The 24,102-nt window shown below is 70.6% G+C and carries 23 protein-coding genes; 11 read left to right on the top strand and 12 right to left on the bottom strand.

Annotated features, from left to right (window positions below):
- Positions 1-48: 48 nt before the first annotated feature.
- Positions 49-951 (bottom strand): 4-hydroxy-tetrahydrodipicolinate synthase, encoded by a 903-nt coding sequence (gene dapA, locus ACWDEX_RS15000; RefSeq protein WP_450463745.1) that lies wholly within the window; start codon positions 949-951, stop codon positions 49-51.
- 234 nt (positions 952-1,185) lie between these two features.
- On the opposite strand from dapA, the gene ACWDEX_RS14995 reads away from it, so the two are divergent.
- Entirely contained in the window at positions 1,186-2,613 is a 1,428-nt protein-coding gene (locus tag ACWDEX_RS14995) for a hypothetical protein (RefSeq protein WP_450463744.1), read from the top strand.
- 132 nt (positions 2,614-2,745) lie between these two features.
- Here the strand turns inward: ACWDEX_RS14995 and ACWDEX_RS14990 are convergent, their stop codons facing one another.
- From ACWDEX_RS14990 to ACWDEX_RS14980, 3 genes are all read right to left on the bottom strand, one after another.
- Complete coding sequence (locus ACWDEX_RS14990; protein ID WP_450463860.1) at positions 2,746-3,930, bottom strand: TerD family protein; 1,185 nt, start codon at positions 3,928-3,930, stop codon at positions 2,746-2,748.
- A 15-nt stretch (positions 3,931-3,945) separates the two neighbouring features.
- Positions 3,946-5,163 (bottom strand): MFS transporter, encoded by a 1,218-nt coding sequence (locus tag ACWDEX_RS14985; RefSeq protein WP_450463743.1) that lies wholly within the window; start codon positions 5,161-5,163, stop codon positions 3,946-3,948.
- 237 nt (positions 5,164-5,400) lie between these two features.
- Positions 5,401-6,174 (bottom strand): IclR family transcriptional regulator, encoded by a 774-nt coding sequence (locus ACWDEX_RS14980; protein WP_450463742.1) that lies wholly within the window; start codon positions 6,172-6,174, stop codon positions 5,401-5,403.
- A gap of 203 nt (positions 6,175-6,377) precedes the next feature.
- Here ACWDEX_RS14980 and ACWDEX_RS14975 point away from each other — a divergent pair, with 203 nt between their 5' ends.
- Together ACWDEX_RS14975 and ACWDEX_RS14970 are read left to right on the top strand one after the other, a co-directional pair.
- A complete protein-coding gene (locus ACWDEX_RS14975) occupies positions 6,378-7,100 on the top strand; it encodes a DsbA family oxidoreductase (RefSeq protein WP_450463741.1) in 723 nt (240 codons plus the stop codon).
- Between the two features lie 62 nt (positions 7,101-7,162).
- On the top strand, positions 7,163-8,248 hold the full coding sequence (locus ACWDEX_RS14970; protein ID WP_450463740.1) for an aminotransferase class V-fold PLP-dependent enzyme: 1,086 nt from the start codon (positions 7,163-7,165) through the stop codon (positions 8,246-8,248).
- Between the two features lie 69 nt (positions 8,249-8,317).
- On the opposite strand, the gene thpD is transcribed toward ACWDEX_RS14970, so the two are convergent.
- From thpD to ACWDEX_RS14945, 5 genes are all read right to left on the bottom strand, one after another.
- A complete protein-coding gene (gene thpD / locus ACWDEX_RS14965) occupies positions 8,318-9,208 on the bottom strand; it encodes an ectoine hydroxylase (protein WP_450463739.1) in 891 nt (296 codons plus the stop codon).
- A gap of 7 nt (positions 9,209-9,215) precedes the next feature.
- The gene (locus ACWDEX_RS14960; protein WP_450463737.1) at positions 9,216-9,614 is read right to left on the bottom strand and encodes an ectoine synthase; all 399 of its coding nucleotides are present in this window, start codon (positions 9,612-9,614) and stop codon (positions 9,216-9,218) included.
- A 51-nt stretch (positions 9,615-9,665) separates the two neighbouring features.
- Positions 9,666-10,937 (bottom strand): diaminobutyrate--2-oxoglutarate transaminase, encoded by a 1,272-nt coding sequence (gene ectB / locus ACWDEX_RS14955; protein ID WP_450463736.1) that lies wholly within the window; start codon positions 10,935-10,937, stop codon positions 9,666-9,668.
- Positions 10,938-11,019: 82 nt separating this feature from the next.
- The gene (gene ectA / locus ACWDEX_RS14950; protein ID WP_450463735.1) at positions 11,020-11,559 is read right to left on the bottom strand and encodes a diaminobutyrate acetyltransferase; all 540 of its coding nucleotides are present in this window, start codon (positions 11,557-11,559) and stop codon (positions 11,020-11,022) included.
- A 401-nt stretch (positions 11,560-11,960) separates the two neighbouring features.
- Positions 11,961-13,061 (bottom strand): pyridoxal-phosphate-dependent aminotransferase family protein, encoded by a 1,101-nt coding sequence (locus ACWDEX_RS14945; protein WP_450463858.1) that lies wholly within the window; start codon positions 13,059-13,061, stop codon positions 11,961-11,963.
- 194 nt (positions 13,062-13,255) lie between these two features.
- Here ACWDEX_RS14945 and ACWDEX_RS14940 point away from each other — a divergent pair, with 194 nt between their 5' ends.
- Both ACWDEX_RS14940 and ACWDEX_RS14935 read left to right on the top strand, forming a co-directional pair.
- Positions 13,256-14,347: an amidohydrolase family protein gene (locus ACWDEX_RS14940; RefSeq protein WP_450463733.1), complete on the top strand. Its 1,092-nt coding sequence runs from the start codon at positions 13,256-13,258 to the stop codon at positions 14,345-14,347.
- A 224-nt stretch (positions 14,348-14,571) separates the two neighbouring features.
- Positions 14,572-15,531: an SCO1860 family LAETG-anchored protein gene (locus ACWDEX_RS14935; protein ID WP_450463731.1), complete on the top strand. Its 960-nt coding sequence runs from the start codon at positions 14,572-14,574 to the stop codon at positions 15,529-15,531.
- 110 nt (positions 15,532-15,641) lie between these two features.
- Here the strand turns inward: ACWDEX_RS14935 and ACWDEX_RS14930 are convergent, their stop codons facing one another.
- Together ACWDEX_RS14930 and ACWDEX_RS14925 are read right to left on the bottom strand one after the other, a co-directional pair.
- Positions 15,642-16,277: a response regulator gene (locus ACWDEX_RS14930; RefSeq protein WP_450463729.1), complete on the bottom strand. Its 636-nt coding sequence runs from the start codon at positions 16,275-16,277 to the stop codon at positions 15,642-15,644.
- Positions 16,274-17,494 carry a sensor histidine kinase gene (locus ACWDEX_RS14925; RefSeq protein WP_450463728.1) on the bottom strand — a complete coding sequence of 407 codons (1,221 nt, stop codon included), beginning with the start codon at positions 17,492-17,494 and terminating at the stop codon, positions 16,274-16,276. The genes ACWDEX_RS14930 and ACWDEX_RS14925 overlap by 4 nt, the downstream gene beginning before the upstream one ends.
- Before the next feature lie 171 nt (positions 17,495-17,665).
- On the opposite strand from ACWDEX_RS14925, the gene ACWDEX_RS14920 reads away from it, so the two are divergent.
- Both ACWDEX_RS14920 and ACWDEX_RS14915 read left to right on the top strand, forming a co-directional pair.
- Positions 17,666-18,754: an ABC transporter permease gene (locus tag ACWDEX_RS14920; RefSeq protein WP_450463727.1), complete on the top strand. Its 1,089-nt coding sequence runs from the start codon at positions 17,666-17,668 to the stop codon at positions 18,752-18,754.
- Entirely contained in the window at positions 18,751-19,434 is a 684-nt protein-coding gene (locus ACWDEX_RS14915; RefSeq protein WP_450463726.1) for an ABC transporter ATP-binding protein, read from the top strand. The genes ACWDEX_RS14920 and ACWDEX_RS14915 overlap by 4 nt, the downstream gene beginning before the upstream one ends.
- 207 nt (positions 19,435-19,641) lie before the next feature.
- Here ACWDEX_RS14915 and ACWDEX_RS14910 read toward each other — a convergent pair whose 3' ends face one another.
- Positions 19,642-20,100, bottom strand: coding sequence for an SRPBCC family protein (locus ACWDEX_RS14910; RefSeq protein ID WP_450463725.1), 459 nt, complete (start codon positions 20,098-20,100; stop codon positions 19,642-19,644).
- Positions 20,101-20,248: 148 nt separating this feature from the next.
- Between ACWDEX_RS14910 and ACWDEX_RS14905 the strand changes: the two genes are divergently transcribed.
- From ACWDEX_RS14905 to ACWDEX_RS14890, 4 genes are read left to right on the top strand one after another with little or no spacing between them, the layout of a single operon-like run.
- On the top strand, positions 20,249-20,440 hold the full coding sequence (locus tag ACWDEX_RS14905; protein WP_450463724.1) for a hypothetical protein: 192 nt from the start codon (positions 20,249-20,251) through the stop codon (positions 20,438-20,440).
- On the top strand, positions 20,440-22,296 hold the full coding sequence (locus ACWDEX_RS14900) for a DUF4132 domain-containing protein (protein ID WP_450463723.1): 1,857 nt from the start codon (positions 20,440-20,442) through the stop codon (positions 22,294-22,296). The genes ACWDEX_RS14905 and ACWDEX_RS14900 overlap by 1 nt, the downstream gene beginning before the upstream one ends.
- Positions 22,297-22,319: 23 nt before the next feature.
- Positions 22,320-23,342 carry a GlxA family transcriptional regulator gene (locus ACWDEX_RS14895; protein ID WP_450463721.1) on the top strand — a complete coding sequence of 341 codons (1,023 nt, stop codon included), beginning with the start codon at positions 22,320-22,322 and terminating at the stop codon, positions 23,340-23,342.
- A complete protein-coding gene (locus ACWDEX_RS14890) occupies positions 23,320-24,090 on the top strand; it encodes a DJ-1/PfpI family protein (protein ID WP_450463720.1) in 771 nt (256 codons plus the stop codon). The genes ACWDEX_RS14895 and ACWDEX_RS14890 overlap by 23 nt, the downstream gene beginning before the upstream one ends.
- Positions 24,091-24,102 lie beyond the last annotated feature (12 nt).

Raw genomic sequence — 24,102 nt, 5'->3', positions numbered from 1 at the left:
GGAGGGCGCTCGCGCGTGATCGGCCGCTTCTCGTAGCCGGTCACAGCACTAGTTGGCAGTCAGCCGCTCGTACTCCGGCAGCAACTCGTCGACCACCTCGCGGCCGGCGGGGCGCAGTGGTGCCCGGACCGGGCCCGCGGGCAGGCCGAGCCGGCTCAGCAGGCCCTTCGCGGTGACCGTGCCGGGCAGGCCGGACGCCATCATCAGTTCGACCAGCCGTACGGTGTCTTGCTGAAGCCGGGCGGCCTCGGCCGTCCGGCCCGCGTCGAAGGCGTCCAGGATCGCGCGGAACCGGCCGGGCACCACATTGGCGACCGTGCTGACATACCCGGCGCCGCCGACCGCGTACAGCGCGAGCACCTGCTCGTCGCAGCCGGCGTAGTACGCCAACTCGGTGTGCGCCAGCACCTTCTGGGTGCCGAGGAGGTCGGACGCGCAGTCCTTGACCGCCACGATCCGTGGATGCCCGGCGAGCCGGATCATCGTCTCGGGCTCGATACGGGTGCCGGTGCGGCCCGGGATGTCGTACAGCGCGAGCGGCAGCCCGGAGGCGTCGGCGATCTCGCGGAAGTGGGCCTCGACCGCGTCCTGCGGGGGGCGGCTGTAGTACGGCGTGACCACCAGCAGGCCGTCAGCGCCCGCCTTCTCCGCCGCCCGCGCCAGCTCCACCGTGTGCCGCGTGTCCGATGTGCCGACGCCCGCCACGATCGTCGCCCGCTCGCCGACCGCCTTGCGTACCGCCCGTACCAGCTCGGATTTCTCGTCGTCGGTCGTGGTCGGGGACTCGCCCGTGGTTCCCGAGAGGACCAGGCCGTCGCAGCCCCCGGTCACGAGCCGGTCGGCGAGTGACTGCGCCCCGTCCAGGTCGAGGGTGCCCGACTCGGTGAAGGGGGTGATCATCGCGCACAGGGCACGGCCGAAGGGAGGGGCGGGAAGGTCTGGTGTCGTCATGGCAGTAGTCTCGGCAAGACGATCGTGAAGCTCCACTTAAATCTTCTACCTGGTACTGGTTAGAAACGCTGCAATATGGAGTCCTGTGGGGTCAGGGCGGCTGTCAACGCTTCGGCCAATACGACCCGGAAGGGGAGATGAACCGGGCGGCATGGGCGGAAACCCGTCTAGGCTGAGCCGTGTGCTCCGGGGCGTCGCCCCCGTCACTCCGTATGGTCCAAGGAGATCCAGCCGATGTCAGACAGCTCCCCCTTGCCGCCGGTTCGGCTGCACTCCGAAGCGGAGCTCGCGCGGGACGCGCTTGCCGCACCGTTGCTCTCCCGTGCCGCCCGACTCGCCCGCTGGGCCGGCCCGGACACCCGCGTCGACGCCGGGGGTGAACTCGTCGAGGAGCAACTGCCCGCCGCGGCCGAGGTACTCGGACTGACCGGCGAGGACGCCGCCGCCTGGGCGAGCGAGGCCTGGCGGGTCGCCGTCGACACCGGGCTCGTCGAGGTCGTAGACGAGGAGGAGGGGACGGTCACCACGGGCGCCGACCTCGCGCTGCTCACCACCGGCAGTCCGGGCGATGTGCTCGGCGTGTGGCTCGGCGCGCTGGAGACCGTGCTCGCCGACGCGAGCGTGCCCGACCTCGACGACCTCGTCGACGCCGTGGACGAGGGCGGTGAGATCGACTTCTCCTCCCTCGACTGGGACCTGGAGGCGGAGGCCGAGTTCCTCGACGGAGTACTCGCCGGCCTCTACCTGTTGACGGTCAGCGAGGACGGACCCGGCGACGGGCCGGTGCCGCTGCCCGTCCTCGCCGCCTCGATGATCGTGCCCGACGACATGGGCGAGCCCACCGATGACGTCCTGGAGCAGGTGTCGGACGCCATGATGCGGCTCGACGACCAGTTCCGGATCCTGGAGCCGATCGGGCTCGTCGACTTCCAGCCGGTCGACGAGGCGCTGATGGCCGACGTCGACGAGGAGCCGGCGGCCCCCGTCGACGAGACGGACGTCAGCCGGTACGGAATGGTACGGCTGACCCCGCTGGGTCTGTACGGGGTGCGGAGCCGGATGCTGGAGGCCGGGGTGATCGCCCCCGCGGTGGGGGAGCTGGCGGACAAGGGCGCGGACGCGCTGCTCGACGGTACCTCCGCGTTCCCGGCGGCTGCGGCGCAGGCGGAGACCGAGCAGTGGCTGGCGCGTCGCGAACCGCTCGCGGCGGCAAGGGAGTTGCTCGCTGCGGCGCGCGGCTCGGACATCGGGGCGCCGCTGCGCAGGCTGCGCTGCCAGCAGGCGCTCTCCCTGGTCGGCGCGGAGGCGGAGCCGGCCCTGCGCGAAGTGCTGGACGACGCGGAACTGGGAGGCCTGGCGCGGGTCTGGCTCACCGAACACGGAGCTGTCGACGTGCCCGCGCCTCCGGAGGCGATGGTGTTCTGGCTGACCATCGACACGGTGGCCGCGCAACTGGCGGCCGAGGGCAACTCGACGGAACTGCGGGCGCTGGTGGAGGGCCTGGCGGCCCAGCACAGCGGTTTCTTCACGACGGCGTGGCGGGTGGACCACCCCGCCACCGCGGAGGTCCTGGAGGCGATGGGGCGCCTGCACCCCGACAAGAGGGTGGCCAAGGAAGCCCGGAAGGCCGCGTTCAAGGCACGCTCACAGCACGGGGGCTGAGAGCAGGGGCGGGGCCACGGCAGCATCGCCTCACTGCTGAATCAATCAACGCTAGGGGCCCGCACCACGGTGCGGGCCCCTAGGCGTCGGAGCGCCGGTGCCGGAGACCGGTCTCGCGCGGGCGCTTCTGCCCTACAGTGCCTCCGCCGCGGGCTTCACCATGTTCCGTACCGTGCGGGCCTTGACGAAGCCGCCCATGGCCGTCATGTCCCACTCCCCGGAGAACTGGCGGACGAGCTTGGCCATCATCACGCCGGTCTGCGGCTCCGTGTGCGTGAGGTCGAAGCGGACGAGTTCCTCGTCGGTCGCGGCATCGACGAGGCGGCAGTACGCCTTGGCGACCTCCGTGAACTTCTGCCCGGAGAAGGAGTTCACGGTGAAGACCAGACCGGTGACCTCCTGGGGCAGGCGGCCCAGGTCGACCACGATCACCTCGTCGTCACCACTGCCCTCGCCCGTGAGGTTGTCACCGGAGTGCTTGATCGCACCGTTCAGGATGCTCAGCTTGCCGAAGTAGCAACTGTCGACGTGGTCGCGCTGCGGGCCGTACGCGATCACGGAGGCGTCCAGGTCGATGTCCTTGCCGCGGAAGGCGGGCTCCCAGCCGAGACCCATCTTGACCTGGGTGAACAGCGGGCGGCCGCCCTTGACGAGGGAGACGGTCTGGTTCTTCTGGAGGCTGATCCGGCCCTTGTCGAGGTTGACCTTTCCGGCACCGGGGGCTGCGGCGGGCGGGGTCGGCGGGGCGGCCGGCATCGGGGGAGCGGTCACCGCCGCCTGCGATGCGGGCGGCGGGGGTGCCACCGGCTGCGGCGGGGCCGCGGGTTCCTCCACGGTGACGCCGAAGTCGGTGGCGATGCCCGCCAGGCCGTTGGCGTATCCCTGGCCGACGGCACGGGCCTTCCACTGTCCGTTGCGCAGATAGATCTCCACGACCACCAGCGCCGTCTCGGTGCCGAGCCGCGGCGGTGTGAACGTGGCCAGGATGCTGTTGTCGGCCGCATCGCGGATCGTGGCCGTCGGCTCGACGCCCTGGAAGGTCTGGCCCGCGGCGTCGGGGCTCGCCGTGACGACGACCTTCTCGATGCCCGGGGGCAGCAAGGCCGTGTCGACGGTGACCGCGTCGGGGGCCGTGCCGCCGCCCGAACGGTACGTCACCCCCGGGCCGGCCGGCTGGTTGTAGAAGATGAAGTCGTCGTCGGAGCGCACCTTGCCGTCGGCAGTGAGCAGCAGGCCCGATACGTCGAGCCGCACCGGTGCGGCGACGTCCACCGTCACACGGGCGACGGAGAGAGGGATGTTCGAGCCGGGGGTCATAGCGGTCATGCCGGGTCAACGAGCGACACCGCTTTGCCGTTCCCTTACCGAATCCGGGCTCTGACGCAGCAGGACCGTCACCCACGGCAGCAGCAGTCCCAGCACCACCAGCGGCACTTGGTGGCCGACCGGCTCCACCAGCCCCGCACCCAGGGCCAGTCCTACCGCGTTCGGCGCGAAGAGCAGCGTGTTCGCCGTGGCGGCCGTACGGCCCAGCAGCGAACCGGGCGTCTCCCGCTGCACCGCGGTGAACGCCGCGATCAGCGCGCAGGGCAGCCCTACGCCGATCGCCGCGCTGCACATCAACGCCACCGGGTCGGACGGGATCGCCCGCAACGCCACGCCGACAGCCGTCAAGGCGATGCCCCAGCCCGCGAAACCGCGCTCGCCCAGGCGGCGCAGAGCCGGGCCTGAGACCAGTCCCACCGCCACCGAGCCGATCCCCTGGACAGCGGCGAGCACACCGGCGTACGCGGGGGAGTGCCCGAGCCCGTCGACGACGGAGTAGACCATGGCGCCGTTGACACCGGCGAAGAGCATCGTGGCGCCGCCCGCCAGGACCAGGGGCCGCAGCGTGCGGTGCGCCCACAGGTAGCGGGCGCCCTCGGCCGTCTGCGCCCGCCAGCCCGCGACGGGCTTCTCCGGGCGGGTCTCGTGGACCCGGAGACGTGCGTACAGAACCGTGGCCAGCAGGAACGTGACCGCGTCCAGGAACGCCACAGCCGGTCCACCGTAGGCCGCGTACAGGCCCGCCCCCGCCAGCGGGGCGACCAGCTTCATGCCCTCGTTGGCCGTCATCCGCAGCCCGTTGAAGTCGCCCAGCAGTGAGCTGTCGACGGCGGCGGCGACCAGTGCCGACTCGGCCGCGTCGTGCACGATCCCCGCCGCGCCGTACAGGAACAGCACGACGTACACGAGCCACACCCGGCCCGGGGAGTCGACGGCGAAGAGGGCGAGCAGGAGAAGTGCCAGGGCCAGGTTCGTCCAGATCAACAGCGGCTTGCGGCGGGTGCGGTCGGCGAGTGTGCCCAGGGCGGGGCCGATCAGGGACGGCGCCCACATGGCGAGCAGACACAGGGCGGCCAGGCCGTCCGAGCCCGTGAGCTCCTTGACCCACACCCCGGCCGCCAGCCCCATCGCCGACGTGCCGAAGGCGGAGACCACGACCCCGGCCAGATAGAGCCCCGCATTGCGGTCGCGGAGCACGAGCGCCCCGGTCCATGTCTTCGTCATGCCTGGTCATCGTGGTGCTAAGGCCATGGGGGAGGGATCAGGCAGATGCCTTAGAAGTCGCGGGGCAGACCGATGACGGGCGACCCTCCGCCTTGCGAGGCACCGCACCAGACGCCGCGGGGCCCGCCCTTCGGGCGGACGACGGGACTTTCGAAACACGCCCTAACCCGAACAGCCCAGCGCACTGCAAGCCCGAGAGTCGACGATCACACGATCGAGTAAGGACGATCTCCATGTTCACAGCCTCCGTGTCGCCAGGGCGAGATGGTCCCGCGCGTCGAACAGCGCGTCCTTGATCGTCTGCTCGTGTGCGGGGGCCAGCCGGGCCACCGGCACCGAGCAGCTGATCGCGTCGCGGGCCGGGGTGCGGTAGGGGATGGCGACCCCGAAGCAGCGCAGGCCCAGCGTGTTCTCCTCGCGGTCGACGGCGAAGCCCTGCTCCCGGACCTGGTGCAACTCCTCGATGAGCTCCTCCCGGTCGGTGATGGTGTGCTCCGTCAGCGCGGGCAGCGTCTCAGGCAGCATCGTGCGGACCTGCTCGTCGGTGTACGTGCTCAGCAGCGCCTTGCCCAGGGACGTGGAGTGCACGGGCAGCCGACGGCCGACGCGGGTGAAGGGACGCAGGTAGTGCTGCGACTGGCGGGTCGCGAGGTACACCACGTTCGTGCCGTCCAGCCGCGCCAGGTGGATCGTCTCCGTTGTGTCGTCCGACAGCCGGTCCAGCGTCGGACGGGCCGCTGCCACCACCTCGTCGCCGTCGATGTACGACGTGCCGACCAGGAGCGCCCGTACCCCGATGCCGTACCGCGTGCCCGTCGCGTCCGTCTCCACCCAGCCCAGGTCCACGAGCGTGCGCAACAGCATGTAGAGGCTCGACTTGGGGTAGCCCACGGCCTCCTGCACCGCGGTCAGGGAGTGCATACCGGGGCGGCCGGCGAAGTACTCGAGCAACTCGACCGTCCGTACGGCGGACTTGACCTGCGTCCCGCCAGCCGTCTCGCCTGCCGGCATCGCCCTTGCCTCCTTCGCTCGACGGGAGCCTGGAGGCACGGCCTCCGAGCCCTCCCGGCCGTGTTCATCACCAGAGACGGCGTTCAGCGTATCGAAGACCTGAGCGGGCACCTGGAGGATGGAATGAAAACAACCGCTTGAACGTTCATACACTCCGCGGAGGGAGCCTCCGTACCCGTGCGAACTGGAGAGAAGCCGAAGATATGCGCGTCGAGATCTGGAGCGACATCGCCTGCCCCTGGTGCTACGTCGGCAAGGCCCGCTTCGAGAAGGCGCTGCAGGCCTTCCCGCACCGTGACGAGGTCGAGGTGGTGCACCGCTCCTTCGAGCTGGACCCGGGCCGTGCCAAGGGCGATGTCGAGCCCGTCCTCACGATGCTCACCAGGAAGTACGGGATGAGCGAGGCGCAGGCCCAGGCCGGGGAGGACAACCTGGGCACACAGGCCGCCGCCGAGGGCCTTCCCTACCGCAGCACGGGCCGCGACCACGGCAACACCTTCGACATGCACCGCCTGCTGCACCTCGCCAAGGAGCGGGGCAAGCAGGACGAGCTGATCCAGATCCTGTACCGGGCGAACTTCGCCGAGGAGCGGTCCGTCTTCACCGAGGGCGACGAGCGGCTGGCCGAGCTGGCCGTGGAGGCCGGGCTCGACGTCGACGACGTCCGCAAGGTCCTCGCCGACCCCACCGCGTACGCCGACGCCGTGCGCGCCGACGAGCGTGAGGCCGCCGAGCTGGGCGCGAACGGCGTGCCGTTCTTCGTCCTCGACCGTACGTACGGCATCTCCGGCGCCCAGCCCGCGGAGGTCTTCGCGCAGGCGCTTTCGCAGGCGTGGGGTGAGCGGTCGCCGCTGAAGCCGGTCCAGCAGGCGGACGCGGAAGCGGAGGCGTGCGGTCCGGACGGGTGCGCCGTGCCACAGCGCTGAGCGAAGCGCAGGTCGGCGCGGATGTATAAGCGCTGCTTAGCGGAAACACGCAGGAATCGGCAATGGACCTGGGGTTTTCCGGGCCGCACAGTAGTCCCATGGAGACCTTCGAGACCCTCGTCCGTGCCGAGTTCGCTCCGAAGAACACCTATCTGAACACCGCGAGCACCGGGCTGCCGCCTTCCCGCACGGTGGAGGCCATGCGCGCCGCGCTGGAGTCGGCCGCCGCCGGGCAGCCGATCGACATGTCCGCCGATGTCGAGGCCTCCCGTGCCTCCTTCGCCCGGTTGGCCGGGGTCCCTGTCCGCCGGGTGGCGGCCGGGGCCTCGGTGGCCGTCTACACCGGGCTGATCGCCGCCTCGCTCCCACAGGGAGCCGAGGTGCTCACCGCCGAGGGCGACTTCAGCTCCCTCGTGAACCCCTTCCACATGCGCCGTGACCTCAGGGTCCGTACGGTCCCGCTGGAGCGGATCGCCGAGTCCGTCGGGCCCGGCACGGCGCTCGTGGCGGTCAGCGCGGCGCAGTCCGCCGACGGCCGGATCGCCGACCTGCCCGCCCTGAGCGAGGCCGCCCGCGAGCACGGTGCCCGTACGTATGTGGACGCGTCACAGGCCGCCGGTTGGCTGGAGTTCGACGCGGGCGCGTACGACTACGTCACCGCCGTCGCCTTCAAGTGGCTGCTGTGCCCGCGCGGCGTGGCCTTCCTGGTGGTGCCGGACGACCTCGGCTCCCTCACGCCCCTCTTCGCGGGCTGGGTGGCGGGCGAGGAGCCCTGGGACAGCTGTTACGGGCCGGTCGCCGAACTCGCCCATTCCGCACGCCGGTTCGACGAGAGCCCCGCTCTCTTCTCCTACGCGGGCGCCCGCCACTCCCTGGAACTGCTGGAGCAACTGGGTGTGGAGCGGGTCCGTGCCCACGACCTCGCCCTCGCCGACCGCTTCCGGGCCGGCCTGCGCGCACTGGACGTCGCACCGGTGCCCGCCCCCGGCTCCCCGATCGTCTCCGTGCCCGGACTCGGCCACCGACAGGGCGACTTGAGCCGGGCCGGCGTCGAGGTCTCGGACCGCGCGGGCAATCTGCGGGTCGCCTTCCACCTGTACAACACGCCCGCGGACGTCGACCGACTCCTGGAGGTCCTGGCGGGCTGAGCCGGGGCGCGCAGCGAGCGGGCCGCCGGTCCGGTCGGGGACGGGCGGCCCGCTGGGTCGGGGCAGGTCTCAGCGCACCGGAGTGAAGTCCCTGGCCCCGATGAACTCCGGCCTGCGCACCGGCGCCGCGAACGGCTCCACCGCCGCGTTCTCCACGCTGTTGAACACGATGAAGACGTTGCTGCGCGGGAACGGGGTGATGTTGTCCCCGGAGCCGTGCATGCAGTTGCAGTCGAACCAGGTCGCCGAACCGGCCCGGCCCGTGAACAGCTTGATGCCGTGGCGGCTCGCCATCGCGGTCAGCGCCTCGTCGGACGGTGTGCCCGCGTCCTGCATCTGCAGCGACTTCTTGTAGTTGTCCTTGGGTGTGGCTCCCGCGCACCCGAGGAACGTCCGGTGCGAACCCGGCATGATCATGAGGCTGCCGTTGGTGTCGTGGTTCTCGGTCAGCGCGATCGAGACGGACACCGTCCGCATGTGCGGCAGGCCGTCCTCGGCGTGCCAGGTCTCGTAGTCGGAGTGCCAGTAGAAGCCGCTCGCCCCGAAACCGGGCTTGACGTTGATCCGCGACTGGTGGACGTACACGTCCGAGCCGAGGATCTGCCGCGCCCGGCCGACGACGCGCTCGTCGCGCACGAGCCCCGCGAACACCTCGCTGATCCGGTGCACCTCGAAGACGGACCGGATCTCCTTCGACCTCGGCTCCAGCACCGACCGTTCGTCGGCACGGATCTCCGGATCGGTGACGAGCCGCTGCAATTCCTGTCGGTAGACGGCTACTTCGTCCTCGGTGAGCAGCGTGTCGAGGGCGAAGAAGCCGTCGCGCTCGTATGCCTGGAGATCGGCGACGGAGAACGGCCCGGGTGTGTCGGGCGCGCCCCAGACGACCGGGTCCTGGCGCGGGACGGACACCTCGGTGGCGCCGCGGCTGGGATACAGGTCGGGGGTGAGAGTGGTCACGGCGTTGTCACACCTCCTCGGTGAGCAGGGGGTAGACGCCCCTCTCGTCGTGGTCCTCCCGTCCGGTCACGGGCGGGTTGAAGACGCAGATGCAGCGGAAGTCCTCCTTGACCCGCAGCGTGTGCCGCTCGTGCCCGTCGAGGAGGTACATGGTCCCCGGCGTGATCGAGTACGTCTTCCCGGTCTCTTGGTCGGTGAGTTCGGCCTCACCCTCGACGCACACGACGGCCTCGATGTGGTTCGCGTACCACATCGTCGTCTCCGTGCCCGCGTACAGGATCGTCTCGTGGAGGGAGAAGCCGACCTTCTCCCGGGCGAGGACGATGCGCTTGCTCTCCCAGGTGCCGGACGCGGCCTTCACATGCCGGTCGGTGCCTTCGATGTCCTTGAACGAACGGACGATCACGGTGCTACGACGCCTCCTTCTTGGTCTTGCCCGTCTTTTCTCATCGGTGTTTCAGGCGGTCTCGCGGACGGCGCGGGCGAGGACAGCCAGGCCCTCGTCCAGCTCGTCGGGGGTGATGGTCAGGGCCGGGAGCAGCTTGACGACCTCGCCCTCGGGGCCCGAGGTCTCGACGAGCAGCCCGAGCTCGAAGGCGCGGCGCGCGACGCGCCCGGCACGCCGCCGGTCGTGGAACTCCAGACCCCACACCAGTCCGCGCCCGCGGTACTCCCTGACGTCGGCGAGGTTCTCCTCGCTGATCGAGATCAGCTCCTGCTCGAGCTGCTCGCCGCGCGCCCGGGTCTGCTTCTCCATGGCGGACCCGTCGCTCCAGTAGGACTCCAGGGCGGCGGTGGCCGTGACGAACGCGGGGTTGTTGCCACGGAAGGTGCCGTTGTGCTCGCCGGGCTCCCAGACATCCAGTTCCGGTTTGAACAGGCACAGTGACATGGGCAGTCCGTAGCCACTGATGGACTTGGACACGGTGACGATGTCGGGCACGATCCCGGCCTCCTCGAAGGAGAAGAAGGCACCGGTACGCCCACAGCCCATCTGGATGTCGTCGACGATCAGCAGCATGTCGCGGCGCGCGCACAGGTCGGCGAGGGAGCGCAGCCACTCGGGCCGGGCGACGTTGATGCCGCCCTCGCCTTGGACGGTCTCGACGATGACGGCTGCGGGGCGGTTGAGCCCGGACCCCTGGTCCTCGAGCAGCCGCTCGAACCACAGGAAGTCCGGGACCCTGCCGTCGAGGTAGTGGTCGAAGGGCATGGGGGTCCCGTGGACGAGCGGGATCCCGGCGCCGGCGCGCTTGAAGGCGTTGCCGGTGACGGCGAGGGACCCCAGGGACATCCCGTGGAAGGCGTTGGTGAAGGACACGATGGCCTCGCGTCCCTTCACCTTGCGGGCGAGCTTGAGGGCGGACTCGACGGCGTTGGTGCCGGTGGGTCCCGGGAACATGACCTTGTACGGCAGGTCGCGCGGCCCCAGGACGAGATGCTGGAAGGTCCTCAGGAAGGAGCGCTTGGCGACGGTGGACATGTCGAGCCCGTGGGTGACACCGTCCCGCTCCAGATAGTCGATCAACGCCCGTTTCAGCACGGGGTTGTTGTGGCCGTAGTTGAGAGACCCGGCGCCGGCGAAGAAGTCGAGGTACTCGTGCCCGTCCTCGTCGTACATGCGGCTGCCCTGCGCGCGGTCGAAGACGGTGGGCCAGCCGCGGCAGTAGCTGCGCACCTCCGACTCCACGGTCTCGAAGACGCTGAGGTCTGGCTGGGTGATGGTCACGCGGAAACGCTCCTCGGTATGTGGGGGAGGGACGGAGTGCGTGGGGAGCAACGGATTGTGTGGGGAGGGGAGTCGGGGGCGGTCAGGCGGCGAGGGGACTGATGCGGTAGAGGACCTCGGGGTCGTGCGGTTCGTCGGGGAACTGGCGCGCCTCGAACAGGACGTCGCGCTCGACGCCCGCGCCGTGCCGGGTGGCGAACGAGGTGAAGAGCCGTTCGGACGCGGTGTTGCCGGGGGTGATCGTCGTCTCGATCCCGGTCACCCCGTGCTCGGCCGCCACCCGCGCCGTGAGCGCGTCGAGCAGTCGCGCGGCGAGCCCGCGTCCGCGGTGGGCGGCGTCCACCGCCACCTGCCACACCAGAAGGGTGCGGGGGCGGTCGGGCCGCAGGTACGCGGTGACGAATCCGACGGGTCGCCCGTCGCCGGTACGTGCCACCGCCGAGGTACCGGCGAAGTCACGGCACCACAGCAGATAGCTGTAGGAGGAGTTGAGGTCGAGGGCCTCGGAGTCTTTGGCGATGCGCCAGAGCGCGGCCCCGTCCGTCACCTCGGGGCGGTCGATCCGTATCCCGTCCGGCAATTCCAGGAATTCCGCTTGCAGGTCTGCTTGGGCGGCGGTCATGCAGATGGAATTTACCTAGCAAAATGCGAGATCGCATCGCCGCGCGGGGTTACGGGAAGAGGCCTTGTGTGTTATCACGCGGGCGCGCATGTCCACGCGAAGCCGGGGCTATTGGTGGTAATTTGTCCGTGAAATAGCGGGCAAATAGAGTGCGATGTGGGGTCGGTCACACCCGGGTAAATTCTTGTGGGAGCAGCCAGGATTGCGTCGGCCGGTGCTCGAAAAATCTCTGTGTTTAGGTCGCGGAAAAGCGGGCAGAAGAATGCGGGAAGCTGTATTGGGGAGAATTCGATAATTGCGAGAAGGGGTTTCGCGGAGCAATGCCGATTTCAGGTACCGGTCACTCCGTCGACGATTACGGGGGCGAGGCCCCTCCGGCCCCGCCCCCGCGCACTACCGGTCTACTGCCAGGCCGCCGCAGCCGCCTGCTTGGCCGCCTCCACGTCCACCGGGGCCCCGGACGCGGCGAGCGCGGTGCCCAGTGCGGCCAGGCTCGCCTGCACGACCTCCACCGCCGCGCCGGCCCCGTAGTGGTTGACGCGGATCATCTCCTTCGCCAGCGCACCCCCGCCGGCGGCCAGCGGCAGCGCCGGGTCCACCTCCAGGGCCCTCGCCACCAGCTCCGCCGCGACCACACCGGACGGCGACCGCAGCGTCGTGGCGACCGGCGCGGCCTCCGCGGCCTTGTGCACATACGGCTCCAGGCCCCCGCCCAGAGCGACCGCACCGGCCCGCGTCGCCGCCGCGGCGGACCGGTGCCGGGCCATCACCGTCTCCAGCCCCTCCGCCTCGATCCGCTCCACGCACGCCTCCAGCGCCAGCATCTCGAGCTGGGCCGGCGCGTGCAGCAGCGCCTTCCGGCCGCCGTCGATCCAGCGCTCCTTCCAGTCGAGGAGCGACAGGTACGAGTGGCGCGGCGCCCGGGGGTTCGCGGCCATGCGGGCCCACGCCCGCTCACTCACCGACACCGCCGAGACGCCCGCCGGGCCGCCCATCGCCTTCTGCGCCCCGATCACGCACAGGTCCACGCTCCAGGCGTCCGGCAGCACCGGCTCGGCGCCGATCGAGGCGACGGCATCCAGGTAGAACAGCGCACCGTGCTCCCGTACGACCGCGCCGATCTCCGCCACCGGGTTCGTGTTCCCGGTCGCCGCCTCCGCGTGCACCAGCGACACGAAGTCGGTCTCCGGGTGCTCGGCCAGCGCCTGGCGGATCTGGTCGGCGGTGACCGCCGTGTGGAACGGCACGGCCAGGTCGTGGACCGTCGCCCCGCAGTCCCGCAGCCAGTCGCCGAAGGTCTGCCCGTACGGACCCGTGATCACGTTCAGCGCCGTCGTACCGGGCCCGGCGCACCCGCGGATCGCGCCTTCCAGCGGCAGCAGCGCCTCGCCTTGCATGATCACGACGTCCTGCGCGGTGGAGAGCAGTCGCGCCACACGGTCCTCGATGGAGGCGAAGCGGGCGGCGCTCAGCGGGGCGAGGTCCAGGTAGGGGTGGGTCACGGCGGTGCTCTCTTCACTCACGGGATCGACGGAGTCGAGGGTATCCGGCGCCCCTCCCGCCCCTTCACCGGTGGTTTGGCAGCGACCGAGGAGGACGGCGCGGCCGGCCGTGGCGCGAGCCCTCCGGCACTTCCCGAGAAGAAGACCTCCGACGGGTGGACGGGACCGGCCGGGGCCGAACTAAGGTGCGGTACATGAGCGATCACGCGGTGCTGCATGTGAAGGGGCGGGTGCTCGTCGGACCCGAGGACGTCCGCGACGAGGTGTGGGTGGTCGGCGGCCGGATCGCCTACGACCGTCCCGCCGGCGCCCGCGACGTCCGTACCGTCGAGGGCTGGGCGCTGCCCGGCCTGGTCGACGCGCACTGTCACGTCGGCCTCGACGCCCACGGCCCGGTTTCCGACGACGTCTCCGAGAAGCAGGCGTTGAACGACCGTGACGCCGGCACCTTGCTGCTCCGTGACGCGGGCTCGCCGTCAGACACACGGTGGATCGACGACCGTGACGACCTCCCCAAGATCATCCGGGCCGGCCGGCACATTGCTCGCACCCGGCGCTACATCCGCAACTACGCCTGGGAGGTCGAACCCGAGGACCTCGTCGCCTATGTCGCGCAGGAGGCGCGGCGCGGCGACGGCTGGGTCAAGCTGGTCGGCGACTGGATCGACCGGGAGGCCGGCGACCTGTCCGCGTGCTGGCCGCGCGAGGCCGTCCAGGCAGCGATCGCGGAGGCGCACCGCCTGGGCGCGCGCGTCACCGCCCACTGCTTCGCGGAGGACTCGCTCGCGGATCTGGTCGAGGCGGGCATCGACTGCATCGAACATGCCACCGGTCTGACGGAGGAGACGATCCCGCTGTTCGCCGAGCGGGGCGTGGCGATCGTCCCGACCCTCGTGAACATCGCGACCTTCCCGAAGCTCGCGGACGGCGGTGAGAGCAAGTTCCCGCGCTGGTCGGCGCATATGCGACGGCTGTACGAGCGGCGGTACGACACGGTGCGGGCCGCGTACGACGCGGGGATCCCGGTGTTCGTGGGCACCGACGCGGGCGGCTCGCTGCCCCACGGGCTGGTGGCGGCGGAGGTGGCGGAGCTGGTGACCGCCGGGATCCCGCCGGTGGCTGCTCTCTCGGCGACCGCGTGGGGCGCACGGGCATGGCTCGGACGCCCCGGGCTGGACGAGGGGGCACCGGCGGACCTCGTGGTGTACGAGACGGACCCGCGCGCGGACGTACGGGTGCTGGCTGCGCCGCGTCGGGTGGTGCTGAACGGGCAGGTCGTCGGTTAGGCGCCGACGACGACCGCGTGCCTCCGTCACGCCCCCGGTGTGGGTGATGCGGTGGTGGCGACGGGGAACAGGTGTGCCGCGAATTCCGAACACGTGGGCGACGGGGCCACGTTGGAGTGAAGTCGTGCGGTATTGCTGACGCCGTGTTCCGCGGACGGTGATTCTTTCCGGGTCCCAAGCTTGTCCTCACTGGGGGTCCCACCACCTTGAACACCAACTTCCGTATGCCCGCACGCCGTCTCGCCACCGTCGCGACGGCCACTTGCCTGGCCGCCGGTCCCGCGGCGCTGGCCGGCGCGGGCTCCGCGCACGCGACCACTGACCATGGTCGTGCCGGCGCCGTCGTGCTGCGCACCGGGCTCGACGTGTCCCTGCTCAACAAGAGTGTGAACGTTCCCCTCTCGGTCTCCCTCAACGAGGTACAGGCGCCGCAGAGCGCCGAGCAGACCGCGCTGTCGGCCCGCCTCGACGGCGTCGACGGCGGGCGGCCGTTCAACGTGCTGCGAGCCGATGTCGCCACCACGAAGGCCACGGTGTCCGCGACGCGCGCGGAGGCTTCGACCCGCCTCGCGCACGCCCGCGTCCACGTGCCCGGTCTGCCGCTGCTGTCCCTCATCGAGATCGACGGCGTTACCTCGAAGGCGGTCTGTGAGGCCGGACAGAAGCCGGTCGCCACGGCGAACCTGCTGGGCGCGGTGACCGTGCTCGGCAAGAAGGTGACGCTGTCCGCCGGAGGCACCACGGAGGTGAAGGTGCCAGGCGTCGGTGAGGTACGCCTCGACGTGGCGCCGACGCGCACCACCACACGCACGGCGGCGGCCTCCGCGCTCGAACTGACGGTGTCCGTGAACCCGTTGAAGCTGAACGTGGCGGAGGTGGAGGGGAAGGTGACGCTGGCGGGCGCGACGTGCGAGAGCCCGACGGGCGCACCGGTCGCGTCGTCGGCACCGGTCCCGTCGTCGTCACCAGTGGTGTCCTCCGCCCCCGAGAAGTCCTCCGCGAAGGACGTGAAGCCGCAGGAAGCGCCTGCCGGGGACGTGAAGCCCCAGGGTGAGCCTGCGAAGGAGGTGAACCTGGCGGAGACCGGAGGAAGCTCGGCCACGCCGTATGTCGTGGGCGGGGCGTTGGCGCTGCTGGTCGCCGGCGGGGGAGCGGTGGGGCTGGCGCGTCGCCGTCGAGGGTGACGACTGTCGATGAGTCCGGCCGGGGTGGGTACGGCGGTCGCGGCGCCCACCCCGGCCGCCTCGTGCGCCGGGTCCCTCGCGAGACGAGCGACGGGTGGATCCTGGTCCGTTCAGCGGCGGATCAGGCCGAGGTCGGTGGCGGTGGCGACGGCGGCGGTGCGTGAGTCGACGCCGAGCTTGGTGTAGATGCGGGCCAGGTGTGATTTGACGGTTCCCTCGGTGAGATGGAGGCGGTCACCGATGGACTGGTTGGACATGCCCTGGGCGACCAGTACGAGCACTTCGGTCTCGCGCCGGGTCAGGGCGGTGCGGGGCGCACGCAGCCGGTTCATGAGCCTCTCGGCGACCGCGGGAGCCAGGGCGGTGCGGCCGGCGGCGGCGGTGCGCACGGCGGCCGCCAGGTCCTCGGGAGGGGCGTCCTTGAGGAGGTAGCCGGTGGCGCCGGCCTCGATGGCCGGCAGGGTGTCGGCGTCGGAGTCGTACGTGGTGACGATCAGAACGCGGGGTGCGCCCGGTCGGGAGGTGATCGCGGCGGTGGCCTCGGCGCCGTTCATGCCCTTGCCGAACTGCAAGTCCATGAGCACGACGTCGATGTCGCCCTCGGTGGCGCGGGCGATGGCGTCCTCGGCGGTGGCGGCCTCGGCCACCACGACGAGGCCGGGTTCGGTCTCCAGCACGGCACGCAGCCCCGCTCGCACCACGGGATGGTCGTCGGCCAGAAGGAGGCGGATGGGTGTGTCGGTCACGAGCGGGCCTCGGGTTTGGTCTCGGCGGGCGGGGTGAGGGGCAGCCGGGCGGCCAGGGTGGTGCCCTGGCCGAGGGAGGATTCGACGGCCAGGGTGCCGCCGAGCGCGTGCATACGGGCGCGCATGGCCGCCAGGCCGAAGCCGCCGCTCTCGGGGTCGGGCGCGGGCAGCCGGTCGGGATCGAAGCCGGTGCCGTCGTCGACCACGGTGAGGGCGACATGGTCGCCGAGGTAGCCGAGGCTTACCTCGGCGGTGCCGGCGTGGGAGTGGCGGACGGTGTTCGCGAGGGCGGACTGGGCGATGCGCAGCAGTGCGACCTCGTGCGCGGTCGGCAGCGGCACCGGGTCGCCGGTGAGCCGGGAGCGTGCCGCGATCCGGTGGCGGGCGCTGGTGGTCGCGCACAGGCGTTCCAGCGCGCCGGCCAGGGTGGTGCCCTCCAGCGCGGGGGGAGCGAGGGCGGCGACGAAGCGGCGGGCCTCGGCGAGGTTGTCCACGGCGGCCTGGCGGGCCGCCTCCACGTGGCGGGTGGCGGCATCGGGCCGGCCCGGCAGGGCGCGTTCGGCAGCGCGCAGCAGCAGCTGGATGCTTGAGAGACCCTGGGCGAGAGTGTCGTGGATCTCGCGGGCCAGACGCTCGCGCTCTGCCAGCACGCCGGCGGTGTGCTCGGCCTGGGCCAGGTCGGCGCGGGTGGCGGTGAGCTCCTCGATCAGGCGCCTGCGCTGTTCGCTCTCCTGGTACAGGGCCTGATATCCCCACACCACCGCTATCGCGACGGCGGCACCGAGCGCGGGGCCGATCGCCATGGCCGGACTGAAGGAGCCTTGGTGAGCGGCGAAGGCGGTGATCGCCGCGAGAGCGGTGGCGGCCACGGCGGGCGGCCCGGCGCGGCGCGGCAGCAGGTGGAGCTGGAGGAAGTACAGCGGGAAGGCCACCCACACCCCGTCGGCGGACAGCACCAGCAGCCCCACCCAGATGGCACCCATGGCGGCCAGCCACCAGGCGGCGGCCCGCCGGGAGTGACGGATGGAGGGCAGGAGCGGCCCGGCCGCGTACACCAGAGCGCATGCCGCCGCCACGGCGACGATCACCCCGGCGTGCGGCCGGCCGTCGGTCACGGCCCGGCCGCCGGCCAGGCCGAGCAGGCCGATGACCAGCAGGTGCAGGCACCAGGCCAGGGCTCGGGTGGTCGGGGTCAGGGCGGGGGCAGCGGTGTTCACAGTCCTTCCAGACTAAGGAAGCAGACCTCCAAACGGCTTCCATCGAAAGTTAGAACCCGCATGCAGCCTTCCGATCCGTGAAGTGCCGCCCCACGCCAGATGCGTGCGCGGCTGGCCGACGGCGAAGGTGGAGGCATACCGCTTCCCCCTCGGAAAGGACAGGCCAAGGCCGTGTTCGTCGCCTGGAGAGATCTCAAGTTCGCCAAGGGGCGCTTCGCCCTGATGGGGACCGTCATCGTGCTGATCTCCCTGTTGGTCGGGCTGCTGTCCGGGCTGACCGCCGGGCTGAGCCGGCAGAACGTCTCCGCCATCACCGGCCTGCCCGCCGCCAAGATCGCCTTCAACGCACCCGGCGACGGACAGGACCTGTCGTACGCCAACTCCACCGTCACCGAGAAGCAGTGGCGGCAGTGGGCCGAGAGCCGCGGCGTCACCAGCGCCGAACCGCTGGGTATCACCACCACCAGGGCCACCGCCGGTGCCAACAGCGTCGGGGTCTCCGCCTTCGGTGTCCAGCCCGGTTCCCACCTCGCCCCGGACAGCGGCAAACTCGACGAGCACGCGGTGGTGCTGTCCACCACCGCCGCCGACGACCTCGGCCTGAGGGTCGGTGGCACCCTCACCCTGGCTGGGCAGAAGCTGACGGTGGCCGCCGTGCGGGGCGACGCCTCCTTCAGCCACACCCCGGTCGTCTGGACCAGTCTCGACGTCTGGCGGAAGACCGGAACCCCCACCGGAGACAGCGCCGGCCCGACCGCGACCGTGATCGCCCTGAACACCACCGCCGACGCCGACGTCACGGCCGTCGACCGGGCCGCAGGCACCAGGACGGTCTCCAAGGACGACTCGCTGTCCGCGATCGGCTCCTACACCTCCGAAAACGGCTCCCTGCAACTGATGCGCGGCTTTCTGTTCGCCATCTCCGCCCTGGTCATCGGTGCCTTCTTCACCGTCTGGACCATCCAGCGCAGCAGCGACATCGCCGTCCTCAAGGCCCTCGGCGCCTCCACCGCCCACCTCCTGAAGGACGCCCTCGGCCAAGCCGTCGTCCTGCTTACCGGCGGCGCCCTGATCGGTACCGGCATCGCCGTCGGTATCGGTGCCCTCATCGCCGGCTCGGCGGTGCCCTTCGCCCTGACGCCCGCCACCGTCCTGATCCCGGCCGCGGTGATGATCCTGCTCGGCGCGCTCGGGGCCGCCCTGTCCATCCGCCGCATCACCTCTGTCGACCCGCTGACCGCGCTGGGGAGCGCCCGATGAGCCTGAAATTGACCGACATCACCCTCACCTACCCCGACGGCGACTCCCGCCTGACCGCTTTGGACCAGGTCACCCTGGAGGTGCCCAAGGGCAGCCTGACCGCCGTGGTCGGACCGTCCGGCTCCGGCAAGTCCAGCCTGCTGGCCGTCGCCGCCACCCTGATCACCGCCGACGCCGGCACCGTCACCATCGACGGAACCACCACCACCGGCATGACCCGCGGCGAACTCACCGACCTGCGCCGCCACAAGATCGGCATCGTCTTCCAGCAGCCCAACCTGCTGTCTTCTCTCACCACCGCCGAACAACTCCAGGTCATGGCCGAGATCGACGGCCGCTCCGCCGCCAAGGCCCGCAACCGGGCCATGGAACTGCTCGACACCGTCGGCCTCGCCGACCATGCGCACCGTCGCCCCCACCAGCTCTCCGGCGGCCAACGCCAGCGCGTCAACGTCGCCCGCGCCCTGATGAACGACCCCACCGTCCTCCTGGTCGACGAACCCACCAGCGCCCTCGACCACGAACGCGGCGCCGCCGTCATCGACCTGATCACCCGCCTCACGCACCAGCAGGCCACCGCCACCGTCCTGGTCACCCACGACCGCACCCACCTCACCGCCGTCGACCAGATCGCCGAAGTCCACGACGGACGCCTCAGCGTCCTGACACCAGCCGACTGAGGGACGCCCACGAGTACGAGGTCGGCGGCATCGACGCCCGTCAGGGCCGAGTAGGCCATGCGTACCCGTCCCGGTGTACGAGCCGGGAGCGGATCCGTACGGAGTGCCGGTCGTGACCCGGATCGTGCGTACGGCGTTCAACCACGCCAGAAACCATGGCGCTTGAGGGGGACCACCCCGTTCGCTGAACTTCGGCTCTGGGCGACGTCAAGCCGGCCGTTCCAGGCGGGCCGTCAGAACACGGGCCCGAGCCTGCTGGACCGCACCCGCCTGGGAGGCGGCGAAGCGGAGCAGGCCCGGGGGCGTCCGCAGGTGCAGTGTGTCGGTGATGATGCTGCCGGCCTCATGGCGGTCGATGGCGAAGCGGTAGCTCATGCGGACTCGGCCGGGGCTGCGGACCTCGCCGGAGATCTCGGCTGACTGCGGAAGGCCGTCCGGGACGGCGACGAGTGTGACGTCGATGAGGTTGTCGTGCCGCAGGACGCCGAGGAACCGGAAGCGCTCCACGGCCGTGTAGCGTACGGTCCCGCCGCTGCGGCGCATGTCGCGGACGGCGACCAGGAGCGGCGACAGGCCGACGTAATGCGACGGTTCGGCCAGGTGCGCGAAGACGTCCTCGGGCGGCGCGGCGATCTGGAATGTGTGCTTCAGTTCGGTGGACGGCACCTGGACCCTCCTCGATACGGCACGTTGGCACGGCGATCCTCCCATCGCCGCCGCCCAGCCGCCGGTAGTCGGACCGGATACCACGTGAACAGACCTGGGCGTCCTGCGACTTGATCGCGTTGTCAGTCCCCCCTGCCATCATCCCGCCATGCTTTACGACGCCTTGGTGGCTGAATCCCGTAGGAACGACTCGCTCGACGACGTGCGTTCCACAGTGCTCGATCGCGTCCGCCGGTTCGTCGACCTTCTGGAACGTCAGCGGATCGAGTGCCGGCGGTCCATGGGGCACGACTACCTGCGATACGAGGCCATTCTCACGCAGATCAAGCGAGGTGCCTGATGGACCTCGCAGCCCGGCTGACCCGCGCGCTGACCGACCCGGAATTCACACGTGAGGACGAGGACTGGCACCCCGATCTGTCGCAGGTCTCCGACGAGGAGCTCGGCAGTCTGCTCGTGGCGGTCTACCGGGCCTACGCCTCGGACTCGCAGGCGATGAGGACAGCACGCTTCGCGGTCGAGGACGCGGCCAGGGAACGGCAGCCGCTTTATACCCCCGACGCGTGCCGCAGCATGTTCGAGGCCCTCGTCGAAAGGTGCGAGGAGCATGGCTGGGCGGACCTCACCCTGGGCCTGGGCGTGCTGGAGCACTGCACGGGGCCCCTGCCCGACGTGTCCGAACCGGCCCGTGCGCTGGTCGGGTTCTGGCTGGAGAAGGAGACCGTGCGGCAGCCGTACGCGCTGCTCGCGGTCGCGGGGCTTGCCGGCGAGACGACACTGCGCGCGGCCGTGGAGCGCCTCTCCCATGATGTGGGCCCCATCGTAGCGGTGGAGATGGCAGTCATCGCCGGCCTCACCCGGGCCGACCAGACAGTGCTGTCCCAGATCAACCGGGACCACAGGTTCTTCGACACGCCGCTCGCGCCCGCGTGGCGCAAGGCGGCCGACAACCCGGCCTACGTGGCGTTCGCCCGCCGCGCGCTGGAAGCGGCGGCCGACCGCACCGACGAGATCCGGGCGGGCGAGATCCCCTACCTGGCGGACAAGGCGTTCACGGACCGGGAGGTCATTTCGCTCGGACAGGCCCTGCGGGTGGCGCTGCTGCGCGACGAGCCCTGGCTGCCGGACTTGTTCGAGCGGCTGCTGCCCGGCATCGCCCTCGCCCCGACAGCGGCGAAGACGCTTCCGTCGCAGGCACTGCTGTACGAGGTGGTCCGCGCCGCGCAGGACTTCCCGACACCCGAGCTGGTGACCGCGATACGCACCGTGTGCCGGACCGTCCGGCACGCCGGGGTGCCCAAGCAGCTCGACAAGATGCTCAAGAAGGTGGACGTGGCTTTGGCCGACCGCACCGACGTGGCACTACGGCTGCCGAGGCTGGAGTTCGACACCGCACCCATCAGTGGCTCCGCCGCGGGTGGCGTTCTGCGCCGGACGGCCGGCGACTACCAGGCCGTCGTCACGGTCACCGAGACCGTCACGCTGACCTGGGAGAAGGACGGTCGCCCGCTGCGCAGCGTCCCGGCGCCGGTCCGCCGCGACCACGCCGCCCTGGTCAAGGAACTGCGCGACCTGGTGAAGCGGGTGAACGCCCAACTCGCCACCTTGCTGCGCGCCTTGGAGGGCGGCTTCACCGCCGACGCGGTCCACCCGTACGGCTGGTGGCGCACCGAACTGGCCGGGCACCCCCTCGCCCGTACCCTCGTACGCCGGCTGATCTGGGAGGTCGAGGTCGCGCCCGGTGAGTGGCGGGCCGTGCTGCCCGAGACGGACGAGCACCTTCCCGACGCACCCGACGACGCCTCCGTACGGCTCTGGCACCCGCTCCGCTCCGACCCCCGCGCCGTGCGGACCTGGCGGGACCTGCCTCACCGAGCGGTGCATACGGCAGCCCTTCAAGCAGGCGTTCCGCGAGATCTACCTGCTCACCCCGGCCGAGGAGCAGACCCGCGTCTACTCCAACCGTTTCGCCGCGCACCTCGTCCACTACCTCAAGATGTTCGCCTTGTTCCGGGCCCGGGGCTGGAAGAGCAACCGGCTCGGCCCCTGGGACGACGGGGACGGCGACGAGGCCGAGCGCACGAAGCACCCGAGCGCGCGTGTACCGATGCTTGCCGCGTAGACCGGCTCCTGGTCGCCGACAGTGACCGCTACGGCTGGTGTGCCTCCGACAGCCGAAGGGAGAGGCGGTGTTGAGGGATGCGGTGGTATCAGGAGGCATGGACAACCCGCGGCGCGTTCTCATTGTTGCCTACGACGGTGCACAGATCCTCGACATTGCTTGTCCCAGTGGCGCTTTGGACATCGCCAACCGGTACGGTGCGACGCCCCCCTATGTCATCGAACTGGGAACCCTCGGGTGTCAGGCGGCTCAAAGCTCGTCGGGGATCGTGGTCAGAGCAGAGCAAGGGCTGGAGGCGGTTACGGGACGTCTTGACACGCTGATTGTCGTGGGCGGCATCGGGTGCGAAGACGCGGCGGCAGACGAGCGCCTGCTGGTGCAGGTGCGCAGGCTGGCCGGACGTAGCCGACGCGTGGCCTCCGTGTGCACGGGCGCCTATGTACTGGCCGCAGCCGGCTTGCTGGACCACAGGCGGGTGACGACCCACTGGGGGTGGGGGAAACGACTCACCGAGCGTCACCCCGCCGTAGCCGTGGACGTGAGCCCTCTGTGCATACGCGACGGAAATGTTTACACCTCCGCGGGGGTTACCAGCGCACTTGACCTGACGCTGTCACTGATTGAGGACGACCACGGGCCGACGATGGCCCGTGCCGTCGCCCGGGAACTGGTTACTCATCTGCACCGGCCGGCCGACCAGGCACAGATATCCATGTTCCTCGCGGCTCCGCCGCCCGAAGACCGGCTGGTGCGAGACCTGACGGGCTATATCGCCGGCCACCTGGCCGAGGACCTCAGCCCTGCAGCCCTGGCGGCTCGGGCAGGCATCAGTTCTCGGCATCTGACCCGCCTCTTCACCGTGCATCTCGGCACGACTCCGGGCCGGGCCGTGCGCGTGGCGCGCACCGAAGCGGCGGCGCACCTGGCTCGGTCCAGCGGGCTGCCCTTGGCAGCGATCGCCCGTCGCTGCGGGTTCAGGTCGGCGGAGACGCTGCGGCAGGCGTTCTTGGACCGCTACGGGGTCACGGGGGACAAGATTCGCAGGATGCCGGACATGCCTACCGCGCGCTCAACGCCAAGACACAAGACTCCCGGTCATGACACATCCGACGACACGTAGAAACCTGCTTCGCGGGACTCTGGCCACTGCTGCGCTCGCAGCGACAGCGGCGGCCCAGACCAGAGCGGCGCAGGCCGCCCCGATGTCCGGTGCGGGACCGAACATCGGCATCCTGCTGTATGACGGCTACAGCCTGCTGGACCCCACCGGCCCGGCCGAAGTCCTGTCACGGCTGCCGGAGGCGACCGTGACCATGATCGCCGAGAAACGCGGGGCGGTCCGCACGGACACGGGAGACGTGGCCGTGGTGGCCGAACGGTCCATCGCCGAGGTCGATCGTCTCGATGTCCTGCTCATCCCGGGTGGGGGCAACCACGGCACCATCTCGGCGATGAACAACGAGACGCTCTTGAGCTGGATCCGCGAGATCCATCGGCACAGCCGGTGGACGACATCCGTGTGCACCGGGAGCATCGTCCTCGCCGCAGCGGGGCTTCTGAAGGGAAGGCAGGCGACGACCTACTGGGCCTCCGCCGACTACCTGCAATCCACGTTCGGCGTGACCTACCTGCCGCAGCGCTACGTACGCTCCGGAAAGATCATCACGGCGGCCGGTGTGTCAGCGGGACTGGACATGGCTCTTTACCTTGCGTCCCTGATCGCGGGAGAAGACACCGCGAAGGCGATCCAACTCGCCGTCGAATACGACCCCCAGCCTCCCTTCGACTCCGGCAACGCCGCAGACGCCGACGCCCGACTGAAGGAACATGCCCTTCAGTTGCTCGCGGCGTCGCAGGTCCAGTCGTAAACGGGACTCTGA

The sequence above is a fragment of the Streptomyces sp. NPDC001020 genome, from assembly GCF_053599115.1.
This window is presented reverse-complemented; position numbering and strand designations above follow the sequence as displayed.